Genomic DNA, 14,216 nt, shown 5'->3' with positions numbered 1-14,216 from the left:
CCAGAATTCGGTTTATCGGCGTTTCAGGCGGAAATTGTCAAACTTGCCGGTCAGGCGAAGAAACAGCGGAACGAGCAGCATCGATATGACGATCTGAGGCACGACGAGGCCGAGAACGCGCCCCCCAGGAGCATGGGGATGAACGATCAGCGCCGAAAGCGCCTGGACAGCGGCGATGAGGATGGCCGCGATTGCCCAATCGTGAAAGAAGCCGCGCCAGTAAATGCGCTGCGAGAGATAATGGATGGCGATGCTGGCAATTGTCCATAATCCTATGGCGGTGCCGATAGGCGAGCCGCTGAACAGATCGTCCCAAAGGCCGAGAGGGAGGCCGATCCATACGGGCCACATCTCGGTCCGCAAGAGCTGCCAGCAGAGAAAGAAGAGCAGTCCGAACGGCGGCAGAACGGGTGAACTTGCAACGAGCGGCAGCATCAGCGGGAGCGCCGACGCGACCATGACGGTGGCAATCGGGACGATCCGCATGCGCCAGAGTGACGCAGGCTCGCCAAGGCGCGGGCCGGTGCGGTTCATGGCGTTGGTGCAGCGGCGGGGGCAGGCGCCGCCTCGATATTGTCGGGCGTGTAGGGACGCAGCACCGAAACCGCGTCGACCTTGGCCGGGTCGGCGAGGGGACGGGCGAGCGCGCCGTCGTCCTGACGGCGGACCACGATCGCAACAGGGATATTGGGCGGGTAGAGGCCGCCAGTGCCGGAGGTAACAAGGATATCGCCGGGCTTGAACGGATTGTTCGCGATATTGAGCGTTCGCACATCGAGATAGCCGTTGCCGCGCCCCGACGAAAGCGCCGGGAGCCCATCGCGCGCGCGGCGGACGGGGACGATATTTTCAACGTCGGTCAGCAATAGCACCTGCGACACCGAGGGACCCGCGCTCAGCACACGGCCGATCAGTCCGTCGGCGCCTCGGACCGGCTGACCTGCAGCAACGCCCACCTTGCGGCCGATACTGAGCAGCGCGATGCGCTTGCTGCTCGTCGAGGTCGACGTAAGCAGATAGCCATGGGCAAGCGCCGCCTTGTCGATCTGCTGGAGCTGCAGCAGCGCTTTGAGTTGACGATTTTCTTCCTGAAGCGAACTGGTCGCGACGAGTTTTCGCCGCGTGTCCGCGAGCTCCTGGCGCAGGCGTCGGTTCTGCGTTCCCGCTTTCACATAGGCCGAAACATTGTCGTCGATACCCGAAATGGAGCCCGTCACCGACCGGGTGACGCGCGCAACGGGCGCCGCGAGTTCCTGGCTCGCGACGCGAAGCTGAGCGAAACCCACGGGATCGACCACCGAAAGCACTGCCAGCAGCAACCCGGCCACGGCCCCTGTCACGGCAATGACATAGGCGACGAACAGGCTGTACTGGGCCTTTCGGGATTGCCCCGGACGCCGATGTGCCGGGCGGACCATGGCCTACCGTATCAGGCTTGCTGGAGCACGCCGCGGAAAGCGGGGTCCTCCATTGCGCGGCCCGTACCGATCGCAACGCAGGTCAGCGGGTCTTCGGCAACGGTGACCGGCAGGCCGGTCGCATCGCGAAGAAGTTCGTCGAGTTCCCGGATCAGCGCGCCGCCACCGGTCAGCACTATGCCCTGGTCTACGATGTCGGCGGCGAGCTCGGGTGCGGTGTTCTCGAGCGCGATGCGCACACCCTCGACAATCGTGCCAATCGGCTCCGACAGCGCCTCGGCGATCTGAGCCTGGTTGATCGAGATTTCCTTCGGCACGCCGTTGACGAGGTCGCGGCCCTTGATGTGGATTGTCAGGCCGACGCCGTCCGACGGAATGCGCGCGATGCCGAAATCCTTCTTGATCCGCTCAGCGGTCGCTTCACCGATCAGGAGATTGTGGTGGCGGCGGACGTAGGATACGATCGCCTCGTCCATCTTGTCACCGCCCGCGCGGACCGAGGTGGTGTAGGCGAGACCGCGCAGCGAAAGCACCGCGACCTCGGTGGTGCCGCCTCCGATGTCGACGACCATGGAGCCGATCGGTTCGGTCACCGGCATGTCGGCGCCGATTGCAGCCGCCATTGGCTCCTCGATCAGCCACACCTCGCTCGCGCCCGCATTCGACGCAGCGTCCCGGATCGCACGCCGCTCGACGCTGGTCGAGCCTGAAGGCACGCAGATCACGATTTCGGGGCTGCGGAAGGCGTTGGGCTTGCCGCCGTGAACCTTGGTGATGAAATGCTTGATCATCTGCTCGGCGACGTCGATGTCGGCGATGACGCCGTCGCGCAGTGGGCGGATCGCCTCGATGCTGTCCGGGGTCTTGCCCATCATCAGCTTTGCATCGTCACCGACTGCCTTTACCCGCTTGATGCCGTTGAGCGTTTCGACCGCGACGACCGAGGGCTCGTTGAGCACGATCCCCTTGCCGCGAACATAGACCACCGTGTTCGCGGTGCCGAGGTCGATTGCCATGTCTTGCGAATTGAATTTGAACCAGCGGGAAAAGAAGGACATCGATACTGCTTCCTGTCAACGAAGCCGCGCCCCCGACGGACACGCCCCCTGTCGTGATGTGCATCCGCGTGCCCGGCGGCGACAGGACCAATCAGGAGGAAGATTCCGGCTCGTCCGCGAGGGGCTTGCTGGACAAAATGATCAGGCTGTGCGGGTGGGTCGCGATTTGCGTTCGACTGCGCTAGGAGAGGCTCCATGTCAATACGCCGCCTGCCGGAAAAGCTCGTAAATCGGATCGCAGCGGGCGAAGTGGTCGAAAGACCTGCCGCTGCGCTCAAGGAACTGGTGGAAAATGCGATAGATGCGGGGGCGAATCGGATTTCGGTGCGACTCGCCGAAGGCGGAATCGCGCGCATCGAAGTCGAAGACGATGGCTGCGGGATGACGCCGCCCGAAATGGCGCTCGCGCTTGAGCGACATGCAACGTCGAAGTTGCCTGACGAAGCGATCGAAGCGGTCACGACGCTCGGGTTTCGCGGCGAGGCGCTGCCCTCGATTGCCAGCGTTGCGCGTTTGACACTCGAAAGCCGGGCGGCAGATACCGACGGCTGGCGGCGCGTCGTCGACAATGGCGCGCTGACAAGCGAGGGACCCGCAGCGCTCGCCAAGGGCACGCGCGTTGTCGTCGAGGATCTGTTTGCGCGGGTTCCGGCTCGGCGCAAATTCCTGCGCAGTCCTCGCAGCGAATATGCCTCCTGCCTCGACGTCGTTCGGCGGCTCGCGATGGCGCGCCCCGACATAGGCGTAACGCTCGAGCATGACGGACGGCGCATTCTCGATCTGCAAGGCGGTCAGGACCGGCTGGCGCGCGTCGCTGCGCTGACAAGCCGCGAGCTTGCCGCCAACAGTATCGGGGTCGATCTGGATCGAGGGGAGGTACATCTGGGCGGTGTGATCAGCCTGCCGACATACAATCGGGGCATTGCCGACCATCAGTATCTGTTTGTCAACGGGCGCCCGGTGAAGGACAGGCTTCTCGTGGGGGCGTTGCGCGGCGCCTATGCCGACCTGCTTGCACGCGACCGCCATCCCGTCGTGGCGCTCTTCCTCGATGTTCCAGCGAGCGAGGTCGACGTGAATGTCCACCCGGCAAAAACCGAAGTGCGCTTTCGCGACCCGCAGCTCATTCGCGGAATGATCGTCGGCGGATTACGCCGTGCCCTCGACGAGCATGGCTTTCGCAGCGTCCAGCGCCCCGCAGAGGCTGCGCTCGCGGCCTGGCAGCAGGAACCTGTGGTCCCCAAGGTCTCGAGTGGCTTCCTGTTCCGTGCTTCCGTGCAGGAGGCGCCTGCCGCGCGACTCTTCGGCGCCGAGACCGTCCCGCCAGCCGAAGCGACGACGGCGCGTGTCTATGATCGCATGACCCCTTTCGCGCCGGCGCCGCTTGCGGGCCGCGCCGAAATTGCCGAAGCACCGCCGCCAGAAGCGGACGAGCATCCGCTGGGGATCGCACGCGGACAAATAGCAAAGACCTATATCGTGGCGGAGGCTGCGGACGGTCTGGTCATCGTGGACCAGCATGCGGCGCACGAACGGCTGGTGCTGGAGACGCTACGGCGCGGCATGTCGGGACAGGCTGTGCCCTCGCAGGGCCTGCTGCTCCCGGAAATCGTCGAGCTTGACGAGCCCGCCTGCGACCGGCTCGAAGCGGCGGCGGGGCAGCTCACAGCGCTCGGCGTCGAACTTGAGCGTTTCGGTCCCGCCGCAGTGATGGTCCGCGCGACGCCCGCGATGCTCGGTCCCATCGATTGCCACAAGCTCGTCACCGACATCGCGGATGATCTTGCGGGCTACGACGCCGCGCTCGGCCTTAGCGAGCGGCTCGAACTCGTTGCAGCCACAATGGCGTGTCATGGGTCCGTTCGCGCAGGGCGGACGCTGAGCGTGGCGGAGATGAACGCGCTCCTTCGCCAGATGGAGGTCACACCGCATTCAGGGCAGTGCAACCATGGCCGACCAACCTGGGTGAAACTCGCTATGGAGGATGTCGAGAGGCTGTTTGGGAGGAAGTAACGACAAGCGACCGGCCCGATTCTGAGGGCGCGCGACGAACCGCCTTTTAGCGTCGGTGAGCAGCATGGTACGGTGCGCGCGTTCACCTGAGCGCCATCTTGCGCTCCCTAATTTGGGCGAAGGGGGGCAGGATGGAAGGTCTGTATGATGTTTTCGATGAAGAAGTTGGCTCTGACCGCGCTCATCGGCATCAGCGCGGTGGCTGCGCTGCCCGCCGATGCAGAGGCGCGCGATCGGCACCACCGCCATTCCTATCACCACCGTGATCATGATCGATGGGACGGCCGACACGATTATCGGCGTAAATATTATCGCGACGGGCGCCGCTATTATCAGTCGCGTAATCATTATCGGTGTCGCCGGTCGAATGGCACGACCGGGATGATCGTTGGCGGTGCGGCTGGGGCTCTCCTCGGCCGTGAGGTCGACCGCTATGGTGACCGTACGCCGGGTACGATCGTCGGCGCGGCGGCAGGTGCGCTTCTGGGCCGCGAGATCGACCGCGGCGGGCGCTGCCGGTAAATAGGGGAGCGCGCGGGGGGGCCATGCCCCCGTGCGTTCGCCCAATTTGGGCGTCGCACGCTTTCTGCTTGCTCTCGGCGGGCGTGAAACCTAATGGCTGCAGCGGCTCGGGGAGTAGCGCAGCCCGGTAGCGCGCCTGCTTTGGGAGCAGGATGTCGCAGGTTCGAATCCTGTCTCCCCGACCACTTCTCCGCCGGAAGAGCCGCCTGATGGCGGCGCATCGAAGCTGAAGAGCGCGGCTATTCGAGGCGGGTTACGGAACAAGCGCGATCATCGCTCGTTGCTCAAGCAGGGGCGGTGCCGCCTCCTGTGTCGCCGTCCTCTTGCCCATAAGGAGACGGAGCCATGACCGACACTCTCGAAACAACCGAAACGAACCGCCTCATCGCCTCTGACAAGGTGGAAGGAACCGCGGTTTACAACCCCGAAGGCGATCGGCTCGGCACGATCGCGAATGTCATGATCGATAAAAGGTCGGGCAAAAGCGAATATGCCGTGATGGAAGGCTCTTCCCCGTGAACGGGGGATGAGGGTGGATCAGACCCGATTGATGACGCCATTCCAACCGCAAAGAGCGAGCACGCGCAAGCGGTAGTTGTGAAAGTTGCGGAAGCCGAACGCGCGGCGCGAGATCATCTCCATCTTTGTGTGAAAGCCCTCGGTGATTCCATTGTTCCTGGAAAAGCGCCACATGCGGGCGACGGGCTCGAGCCAGCTGGTCAGGGTATCGGCGAGGGACTTGAGGGGGCTGGCGGCGAACTGATCGATCAGCCTGAGCAGGTCGGGGATAAGCTGGCTGGCCTTTTTGGCATTGAGGGATTTTTGCGTCAGCAGGAGGGCCATGTCCTGCTTGGCAGTGTAGAGGGCTTCGAGCACCGGATTGGCTTTCAGGTAGACGGCCAGCCTTTTGCGCTGTTCTTCGCTTAGCTTCCATCGATGGCGCCGCATCAAACTGAGCAGCCCGCGATTCTTTCGGCCCTCGGGATCGAAGCGCTTCCATCCTTCGAGGAAATGCTGGTTGAGCAGCCGAATGACATGGAAGCGATCGGCGACGATCTTCGCGTTCGGAAAATATTTGCGGGCGATTGCGCGATAGGTTTCCGACAGGTCCATCACGATGACCTTGACCTTGTCGCGCCCTGGCAACCTTCGCAAATAGCTTCGTAAACTGTCTTCCGAGCGTCCCGGGACGACATCGTAGACCTTGTGATTCTTCAGATCGACAAATGTCGTCGCATAGCCTCTCTTGCGCGAGAAAAAATGCTCGTCGATCCCCAGGACCTGCGGGCAGGGCCGACCGGACAGCTCCGAGACGCGCTGTTCGATGAAATGATGATACCAGCGCTCGATGGTTGCACTGCCGATCGCATGGGTGCTCGTCAACTGGCTTTGGCTGATGCCTCCGTGGTGACCGTCGAAGACCTCAAGACGGTACGTCTCCGTCGCGCGATAGCGCGGACGGATGCCCGAAAAGCGATGACGGAAATAGCGGCCGCAACCGGCACAATGATATTTGGGCACCGCAAGGTGCACGATCAGGATCTGGTTGCCTTGACGCGTGTGCTTGAGATCGCGCTCATAAGTCGCCTTGATCCGCAGCCCCCCGTGGCCGCAATAAAGGCAAACAGGCCGCTTCGTTGGCCGCGCCCACACACGAATGTCGCGTCGCCGCTCGACACGGACAATCTCAACATCCGACAGCCCTAATATGCCGTCGATTCCCTGATCAGCCTTCTTCTTCATCAGACTTGTCCTTCCTATGACAAGTCTAACCCAATTTCCCTCATCCCCCGTTCACGAGGAAGAGCCTGATGGAATTCGGCGGCCTGTTCGGGCTCGGAACCGATCATTATCCCATTCCGTGGGACATGCTGACCTACGACACCGACCAGGGGGGCTATGTCGTCCATCTTACGAAGGAGCAATTGACTGAAGCGCCGCGTTATGCGCGCGAAGAGTCGCCCGAGTATACCGACGATTATGGCCGGACAATCTACGGATATTACGGTCTGAGCTACCCGATTCTTTGACGATGAAAAGCCGCGAGAAACACCGGGCGGATACCGTCCATCAGCCGCGCGACGTTGGCGGCGCAGAGATCATTCTTGAGATGCGCCGCCGGAGCCGTACCTTCCTCGCGCGGGCTCGTCGCATCGGCGCTATTGGGGCTGATCGCAGCATGGTTCGCCCTTAGCAGCCCGCTCTGATAGACAACGCGAAAAAGGCGGCTTTCCGATGGAAAGCCGCCTCTTTTCGTTTCAGTCATGCCCCGAAGGGCTGCGACTTACTTCGTTTCTTCAGCCGGAGCAGCAGCGGCATCAGCCGGAGCAGCGGCAGCGTCGGCCGGAGCAGCAGCGGCGTCAGCGCCGGTGGCAGCAGCTTCAGCGCCAGCAGCGGCGGCGTCAGCGCCAGCAGCGGCGGCATCGGCACCAGCTTCAGCAGCTGCGTCAGCAGCCGGAGCTTCGGTGGTGGTGGCTTCGTCAGCAGCCTTCTCACCGCAAGCGGCGAGGGCGAACATGCTGGCAGCAACGGCGATAGCAGCAAACTTCTTCATGATGTGTGGGCTCCCTAAAATGCCTTTCCGCGCTGGGGAAACTTTCCCGTCCCGCGAGCCGCGGGATTTAGCTCTTCCGCGTGGATCGTCAACAAAAATAATTGAGATGGTGCAGTGCGGCAGGAATCGGAGGTTTCCGCTCGCGGCTTCTCCTCTACGGCAATTCGCTGTCACTGGAGTTCGCGAGCAACGACAGAGTCGCGGCCCACACAACCACATTTTGACGCAATTGTGCGGGGTCAATCTTGTCGAGCGTGTCGTCGGGCGTGTGGTGGAGATCAAAATAGCGGCTGCCGTCCTGCTGCAGATCGACCGCCGGAACCCCGGCTTGGATGAGAGCGCCCACATCCGCGCCGCCGTGCGCTTCGCCGCGTCCGGTCACAACCCCGAATGGAGCGAGGGCTCCGCCAATGCGCTTTTGAAGATCCGCGGCGCTTTCGGGCAATTTGAAGTCGACTCGCCAGACACGATCGGCGCCGAAGTCGGACTCGAGCGCGACCGCGTGCTTTTCCTTGCCGTGCGCGTCGAAATAGGCCTGGCCGCCAAATACGCCAACTTCTTCGGCTCCTGCCCATAGGAGGCGGATGGTGCGGCGCGGCTGCCCCGCGGTCATGACATGCTTCGCCGCGGCGGTGATGATGCCGCAGCCCGCCGCGTCATCGATCGCGCCGGTTGCAAGGTCCCAGCTATCGAGATGGCAGGCGATGATCACCGGGCTGGCTGCCGGGTCGCGACCCGGAACTTCCGCGATGACATTGCCCGAGGTTTGCTCGCCGATCATCTTGGGGGTGAGCATAAGCTTGAGTTTGAGGGGGGCCGTCGCTCGGCTGCGTTGACGGACAAGCTGGTCGGCATCGGGATTGGAAATCGCGCCCGCCGGGATCGGCGCGACGCCCTCGGCGAAGTTGGTCACTCCCGCGTGAGGGTTGCGATGGTTGTCGGTGCCGATCGAGCGAATGACAATGCCGATCGCCCCCTTCTGGGCCGCCACAGTCGGTCCCATGAAACGGCCGCGCCCGTAAAGTCCATAGCCACTGCCGTCCTGTGTCGGCTCCATCTGATGGTCGATGAAAACGATCTTGCCCTTCACGGCGCTGTCGGGTGCGGCAGCGAGCGCGTCGAAGCTCGCGAAATAGGCGACCTCGCCCTCGATCCCCTTGGGGCCCGTCGAACCGCTGTTGCCAAGCGCAGTGATCGCAAGCGGCTGCGGCAGGAAGGGGCTGGTCAGCCACGCCTTTTCTTCCCCGCGCTGCCAGACGGGCATTTGATAGGGCTCGTCGCGCACATTGGCGAAGCCCATATTCTGCAGCGTGGCCACCGCCCACTTGCGCGCTGCAGCCTCGCGGTCGCTGCCCGCGGGGCGCGGGCCGATTTCGGTCGTGAGCCCCTCGGTAATGGTCCAAGCGGGGTCGTCGCCCTGCTGGGCCAGATCGACGGCGCTCGTCTGTTGAAGCGCAAAGGCGCTGGTAGCGGCGAGACTCGCAGCGGCGAAGACCGCGAGGCGGGCAAGAGTAGGGTGCTGTGTCATGGGCGCTGTCCTAGCCAGCAAGCCTTGCGCGGGGCAAGCGTCGATTGCCAAGCGAGCGCCCATTCGCTAACCGGCCCTCGATTCCCTCTTCTTTCCCGACCGCCGCGAGCCTGCGCGGTCCGCCAGCTTTCGGAGCATTTTCATGGCCGCCCAATATAGTTTCGTCATGAAGGGTCTGAGCAAGACCTATCCCGGCGCGCAGAAGCCGACGCTGAACAATATCAATCTGCAATTCTATCCCGACGCCAAGATCGGCATCGTCGGCCCAAACGGTACGGGCAAGTCGACGCTGATGAAGGTCATGGCCGGCATCGACAAGGATTTCACGGGCGAAGCCTGGCCGGGCGAGGGGATTAGTGTGGGCTATCTGGCGCAGGAGCCGCATCTCGACCCTGCGAAGACGGTGAAGGAGAATGTCATGGACGGCGTTCGCCCCGTCGCTGACATGCTCGACCGCTTCAACGAGATCAGCGCGCTGATGGCCGACCCGCCGGAGGACGCCGATTTCGATGCGCTGATGACCGAAATGGGAGAGCTTCAGGAGAAGATCGACGCGGTCGACGGCTGGACGCTCGACAACCAGCTTGAAATTGCGATGGAAGCGCTGCGCTGCCCTCCGGGCGACTGGAGCGTCGAGAATTTGTCGGGCGGCGAGCGCCGCCGTATCGCGCTCACCCGCCTTCTGCTTGAAAAACCGTCGATCCTGCTGCTCGATGAACCGACCAACCATCTCGACGCTGAAAGCGTCGCGTGGCTCGAAAAGCATCTCGTCGACTATCCGGGCAATGTCATCCTGGTCACCCACGACCGCTATTTTCTCGACAATGTCGTAAACTGGATCCTCGAGCTCGATCGCGGCCGCTATTTTGTCTACGAAGGCAATTATTCGACCTATCTCGAGAAGAAGGGCAAGCGTCTCGAGCAGGAAGCACGCGAGGATGCCGGGCGTCAGAAGGCGATCAAGGACGAGCTTGAATGGATCCGGCAGTCGCCAAAGGCCCGCCAAGCCAAGTCGAAGGCGCGTATCAAATCCTTCGACCAGCTTGTCGAGGCGCAGGAAAACCGGGCTCCCGGCAAGGCGCAGATTGTCATTCAGGTCCCCGAGCGCCTGGGCGGAAAGGTCATCGAGGTCAACAATATCTCGAAGGCCTATGGCGACAAGCTGTTGTTCGAGAACCTTTCCTTCACGCTGCCGCCGGGCGGTATCGTCGGCGTTATCGGGCCGAACGGTGCGGGCAAGTCGACATTGTTCAAGCTCATCACGGGGCAGGAGGAGCCCGACAGCGGCACGATCAGTATCGGTGACACCGTCCGCCTCGGCTATGTCGACCAGAGCCGAGACGCCCTCGATCCCAACAAGAATGTCTGGGAGGAAATTTCGGGCGGTCACGACATGATGACGATCGGCAAGCATGAGATGCAGACCCGCGCCTATGTCGGGGCGTTCAACTTCAAAGGCACCGACCAGCAGAAGAAGGTCGGCCAGCTGTCGGGGGGCGAACGCAACCGTGTCCATATGGCCAAGATGCTGAAGGCGGGAGGCAACGTCCTCCTGCTCGACGAGCCGACCAACGACCTCGACACCGAAACGCTTGCCGCGCTTGAGGAAGCGCTCGAGAATTTTGCAGGCTGTGCGGTGGTCATCAGCCACGACCGCTTCTTTCTCGACCGCCTCGCGACGCACATCCTCGCGTTTGAGGGCGATAGCCACGTCGAGTGGTTCGAGGGCAATTTCGAATCCTATGAGGAGGACAAGATCCGCCGTCTCGGCGAGGGAGCGACCCGCCCGCACGCGACGACCTACAAGAAGTTGTCGCGCTGACCGCTATGGCGGAGGAGGTGGCTCCGGTTTCGTCGAACGCGATCCGCATGGACGCGGATGCGCTCAACGCCTTCATGAAATCGGCTTTCCCGCACGCCGAACCGGGTTCGCGCGGCTATGTCGTCTCGGCTGCCCCGGGTCATGTGCAGGCGCGGATGGACCCGAACGACAAGGCGCTGCGTCCCGGCGGCCTGATATCGGGTCCGGTCCAGATGGGTTTTGCCGACATGGCCGCCTATGCGCTCGTTCTGGCGCATATCGGCCCGGTCGCGATGGCCGTGACGAGCGCGCTCAACTATCAGTTCCTGCGCCCGTGCCGCCCGGGGCCGCTTTTCGCCGATGCGCACATGCTGCGCCTCGGCAAGCGGCTCGCGGTCATGGATATCCGAATCTTTACCGACGATGCCGAAAGGCCCGTGGGTCAGGCCAATGTAACCTACGCGATCCCGTGATCAGCGGCGACTATCGAACCCGCTTCACGCGCATCGGCCCGCCGCCTGGACGTTCGGTGACGAAATTGGGGATGTCGGCAATCATGTCCGACAGGCGGGCATAGCCATAGTTGCGAACATCAAAGCTTGAGCGGTTGCCTGCGATCTGTCCCACTTCGCTCAGCGGCGCAAAGCCTTGCTCGTCACGCTTGGCCGCCTTCCATGCGTTGCCGAGCAGTTCGACGACCGCGGGATCGATGTCCTTTTTCAGGCTTGCCTTCACCGCGGCACCTGCAGGCTGGCGTTCAGCGTCAATCAGCACATCGACGTCGATGAAGCGCGTGCACGCGCCCTGGAAACCCTCGGGCGTCTTGGCGCTACCAAAGCCATAGACCGGAATACCGTCCTGCCGGACCCGCATCGCTAGCGGCATGAAATCGCTGTCACTCGACATGATGCCCAGCCCGTCGAGGCGTCCGCGATAGAGGAGGTCCATCGCATCGATCGTGAGCTTCATGTCGGTGGCGTTCTTGCCCTTGGTGAGATCAAACTGCTGCTGCGGCTCGATCCCGAAGCGATGGAGCTGGTCGACCCATCCTTTCAGCGCCGGCTTGCGCCAATTGCCATAGGCACGGCGGATATTCACCGTGCCGAGCTCAGCGAGCGCGGTCAGCACCGGATCGAGCCCGGCCGGGCGCGCATTGTCGGCGTCAATCAACAGTGCAACATTGCCATCAACCATGGGGTGTCGTCTCCGCGAGCGGGGGCTTTGTCACCAGGCTGACGACCAGGATGGCAAGCGCTGCCGCGATGAAGCCGGGAAGCAGTTCGTAGAGGCTACTATCCCAGCCGAGTCGAATCCAGATCATCACTACCGCCGCCCCGGTTATCATCCCCGCGAGCGCGCCCGCGAGCGTCATTCGCCGCCACGTCAGCGCGAACAGTATCAGCGGGCCAAAGGCGGCGCCGAAACCCGCCCAGGCGTGGCTGACGAGCTTGAGGACGCTGCCGTCGGGGTCTTGAGCGAGCAGCATCGCTATGGCCGCCACGCCCACGACCGACAGGCGGCCGACCGTGACGATTTCGCGCTCACTCGCCGCGCGGCGAATGAAGAGGCGGTAAAAGTCCTCGGTCAGTGAGGAACCGGTGACGAGAAGCTGCGCCGAAATCGTGCTCATGACCGCGGCGAGGATGGCGGAGAGCAGGAAGCCGAAGAGGAGTGGGTGAAACAGCGTTTCGCCAAGCAGGATGAAAATCGTCTCGGGGTCGGCGACCGCCATTCCGTTGCTCTCGGCAAAGGCGCGCCCGATGAGCCCGACCGCGATCGCGCCGAGGAGTGATATTCCCATCCAGCTCATCCCGATGCGCCGGGCGGTGGGTATATCCTTCACCGACCGGATCGCCATGAAGCGCACGATGATGTGCGGCTGCCCGAAATAGCCGAGTCCCCAGGCGGCCGCTGAGGCAATGGCGAGCGCCGTGGTGCCGCCCAGCAGGCTCGTCATGTCGGGGTCGATCGCGTCAAGCGTCGCGCGGGCACTGCTTCCCTCGGGCAATCCGAGAAGCGCTGCGGCCGGCACCACGATCAGCGCGACCATCATGATGGTGCCCTGCACAAAATCGGTAAGGCTCACAGCAAGGAAACCGCCAAGGACAACATAGGCAACGACGACCGTCGCCGTGATCCAAAGCCCAGCCTGATAGTCGAACCCGAAGGCGGTCTCGAAGAGTTTCCCCCCCGCCACGAGGCCCGAGGCACTGTAGACGGCGAAGAAGATGACGATGACGAGGCTCGCGACGAGGCGCAGCCGGTGGCGTTGGTCCCCAAAGCGATTGCCGAGATATTCAGGTATCGTCAGCGCGTTGCCGTAGCTTTCGGTTTGCGCGCGCAGCCGCGGCGCGACGACCAGCCAGTTGACCCAGGCGCCAATGAACAGCCCGATTGCGATCCAGCTTTCAACGAGGCCCGAGGCATAGAGGGCGCCTGGAAGCCCCAGCATCAGCCAGCCCGACATGTCCGACGCGCCTGCAGCCAATGCGGTCACTGCGGGACCGAGGCTGCGTCCGCTCAAAAGATATTCGCTGCTGTCAGAAGTCGACTTGCGCCAAGCGTAAACGCCGATAGCCAGCATCAGCACGAAATAAGCGCCGATGGCAAAAAGGGTCGCGTTGTTCATGGCCGCCGGGTGTAGCGGCTTTCAGCGCAAGGGGAAGCTCGAATGGACGATCAGGCGGGTGCGAACGCGCCGGTCGCTTCGTCGAGGAGGTGCAGTACCCCTTCGTTGATCGCAAAAAAGGCGCCTCGCAGCGTCAGCCTTCCGCGCTTCTCGCGTTCCTGGATGCAAGGGAAGGTGCGCAAGTTCGCGAGGCTGACCTTCACGCCCGCCAGTTCCATTGCGCGACCCGCTTCGCGGCTGGCGTGGTCAGGAAAATTCGCCCGCACTTCTGCGCTTGCCTCGTCCAGCACTGCGATCCAGTCAGCGATAAAGCCGCCGCGACCGGGCTCGGCGCCCTCCATCGTGCGGTGGAGAGCCGCGTGGCATCCGCCGCACATGCCGTGCCCCATGACGACGATTTCCTCGACGTTTAGAAATTGCACGGCAAATTCGAGTGCCGCCGAAACGCCGTGACGGCCGGGGCTGGTCTCGAACGGGGGGACGAGCGCTGCGACGTTGCGCACGACGAAGATTTCGCCCGGGTTGGTATCGAATATGTCTGCCGGCTCGGAGCGGCTGTCGGAACAGGCGATGATCATCACCTTGGGTGACTGGCCTTCCGCCAGCTCCTCCCAGCGCTCGCGCTGCTGCTTCCAGCCATTGGCGCGGAAACGGGCATAGCCGGCGAGCAGGTCATCGAAGTGAGTCATCGCG

16 protein-coding genes and 1 tRNA gene are annotated in these 14,216 nt (G+C 63.1%); 7 read left to right on the top strand and 10 right to left on the bottom strand.

The window, feature by feature from the left end:
- Nucleotides 1-12 precede the first annotated feature (12 nt).
- The 3 genes from LH20_RS12660 to LH20_RS12650 are packed head-to-tail and all read right to left on the bottom strand — an operon-like array spanning nt 13 to nt 2,476.
- A complete protein-coding gene (locus tag LH20_RS12660; protein WP_053554505.1) occupies nt 13-534 on the bottom strand; it encodes a rod shape-determining protein MreD in 522 nt (173 codons plus the stop codon).
- On the bottom strand, nt 531-1,418 hold the full coding sequence (mreC, locus tag LH20_RS12655) for a rod shape-determining protein MreC (RefSeq protein WP_053554504.1): 888 nt from the start codon (nt 1,416-1,418) through the stop codon (nt 531-533). Before mreC ends, LH20_RS12660 begins: the two co-directional genes overlap by 4 nt.
- A gap of 11 nt (nt 1,419-1,429) precedes the next feature.
- Complete coding sequence (locus tag LH20_RS12650; protein ID WP_053554503.1) at nt 1,430-2,476, bottom strand: rod shape-determining protein; 1,047 nt, start codon at nt 2,474-2,476, stop codon at nt 1,430-1,432.
- 195 nt (nt 2,477-2,671) lie between these two features.
- Between LH20_RS12650 and mutL the strand changes: the two genes are divergently transcribed.
- The 4 genes from mutL (at nt 2,672) to LH20_RS12630 (ending at nt 5,530) form a co-directional block, all read left to right on the top strand.
- The gene (gene mutL / locus LH20_RS12645; RefSeq protein WP_053554502.1) at nt 2,672-4,489 is read left to right on the top strand and encodes a DNA mismatch repair endonuclease MutL; all 1,818 of its coding nucleotides are present in this window, start codon (nt 2,672-2,674) and stop codon (nt 4,487-4,489) included.
- A gap of 156 nt (nt 4,490-4,645) precedes the next feature.
- A complete protein-coding gene (locus LH20_RS12640; protein WP_083455591.1) occupies nt 4,646-5,011 on the top strand; it encodes a glycine zipper 2TM domain-containing protein in 366 nt (121 codons plus the stop codon).
- Nucleotides 5,012-5,119: 108 nt separating this feature from the next.
- A tRNA-Pro gene (locus tag LH20_RS12635) sits at nt 5,120-5,196 on the top strand.
- Between the two features lie 160 nt (nt 5,197-5,356).
- Nucleotides 5,357-5,530, top strand: a complete 174-nt coding sequence (locus LH20_RS12630; RefSeq protein WP_083455398.1) for a PRC-barrel domain-containing protein — start codon at nt 5,357-5,359, stop codon at nt 5,528-5,530.
- 18 nt (nt 5,531-5,548) lie between these two features.
- Here the strand turns inward: LH20_RS12630 and LH20_RS12625 are convergent, their stop codons facing one another.
- On the bottom strand, nt 5,549-6,754 hold the full coding sequence (locus LH20_RS12625; protein WP_083455397.1) for an ISL3 family transposase: 1,206 nt from the start codon (nt 6,752-6,754) through the stop codon (nt 5,549-5,551).
- A 68-nt stretch (nt 6,755-6,822) separates the two neighbouring features.
- Here LH20_RS12625 and LH20_RS12620 point away from each other — a divergent pair, with 68 nt between their 5' ends.
- Nucleotides 6,823-7,041: a hypothetical protein gene (locus LH20_RS12620; RefSeq protein WP_200905372.1), complete on the top strand. Its 219-nt coding sequence runs from the start codon at nt 6,823-6,825 to the stop codon at nt 7,039-7,041.
- On the opposite strand, the gene LH20_RS12615 is transcribed toward LH20_RS12620, so the two are convergent.
- From LH20_RS12615 to LH20_RS12605, 3 genes are all read right to left on the bottom strand, one after another.
- A complete protein-coding gene (locus tag LH20_RS12615) occupies nt 7,026-7,277 on the bottom strand; it encodes a hypothetical protein (RefSeq protein WP_053554501.1) in 252 nt (83 codons plus the stop codon). The two genes, LH20_RS12620 and LH20_RS12615, sit on opposite strands and share 16 nt — an antisense overlap.
- Entirely contained in the window at nt 7,274-7,507 is a 234-nt protein-coding gene (locus LH20_RS23540; RefSeq protein ID WP_158501135.1) for a hypothetical protein, read from the bottom strand. Before LH20_RS23540 ends, LH20_RS12615 begins: the two co-directional genes overlap by 4 nt.
- A 212-nt stretch (nt 7,508-7,719) precedes the next feature.
- Complete coding sequence (locus tag LH20_RS12605) at nt 7,720-9,093, bottom strand: M28 family peptidase (RefSeq protein WP_053554499.1); 1,374 nt, start codon at nt 9,091-9,093, stop codon at nt 7,720-7,722.
- A gap of 142 nt (nt 9,094-9,235) precedes the next feature.
- On the opposite strand from LH20_RS12605, the gene ettA reads away from it, so the two are divergent.
- The gene (ettA, locus tag LH20_RS12600) at nt 9,236-10,915 is read left to right on the top strand and encodes an energy-dependent translational throttle protein EttA (protein ID WP_053554498.1); all 1,680 of its coding nucleotides are present in this window, start codon (nt 9,236-9,238) and stop codon (nt 10,913-10,915) included.
- A gap of 17 nt (nt 10,916-10,932) precedes the next feature.
- On the top strand, nt 10,933-11,367 hold the full coding sequence (locus tag LH20_RS12595; RefSeq protein WP_235526970.1) for a PaaI family thioesterase: 435 nt from the start codon (nt 10,933-10,935) through the stop codon (nt 11,365-11,367).
- A gap of 10 nt (nt 11,368-11,377) precedes the next feature.
- Here LH20_RS12595 and LH20_RS12590 read toward each other — a convergent pair whose 3' ends face one another.
- The 3 genes from LH20_RS12590 to LH20_RS12580 are packed head-to-tail and all read right to left on the bottom strand — an operon-like array spanning nt 11,378 to nt 14,212.
- Nucleotides 11,378-12,088, bottom strand: a complete 711-nt coding sequence (locus tag LH20_RS12590) for an NYN domain-containing protein (RefSeq protein ID WP_053554496.1) — start codon at nt 12,086-12,088, stop codon at nt 11,378-11,380.
- On the bottom strand, nt 12,081-13,523 hold the full coding sequence (putP, locus tag LH20_RS12585) for a sodium/proline symporter PutP (RefSeq protein ID WP_053554495.1): 1,443 nt from the start codon (nt 13,521-13,523) through the stop codon (nt 12,081-12,083). Before putP ends, LH20_RS12590 begins: the two co-directional genes overlap by 8 nt.
- A gap of 50 nt (nt 13,524-13,573) precedes the next feature.
- Nucleotides 13,574-14,212 (bottom strand): carbonic anhydrase, encoded by a 639-nt coding sequence (locus LH20_RS12580; protein ID WP_053554494.1) that lies wholly within the window; start codon nt 14,210-14,212, stop codon nt 13,574-13,576.
- Nucleotides 14,213-14,216: the final 4 nt, after the last annotated feature.

The sequence above is a fragment of the Sphingopyxis sp. 113P3 genome, from assembly GCF_001278035.1.
Taxonomy (GTDB): Bacteria; Pseudomonadota; Alphaproteobacteria; order Sphingomonadales; family Sphingomonadaceae; genus Sphingopyxis.
This window is presented reverse-complemented; position numbering and strand designations above follow the sequence as displayed.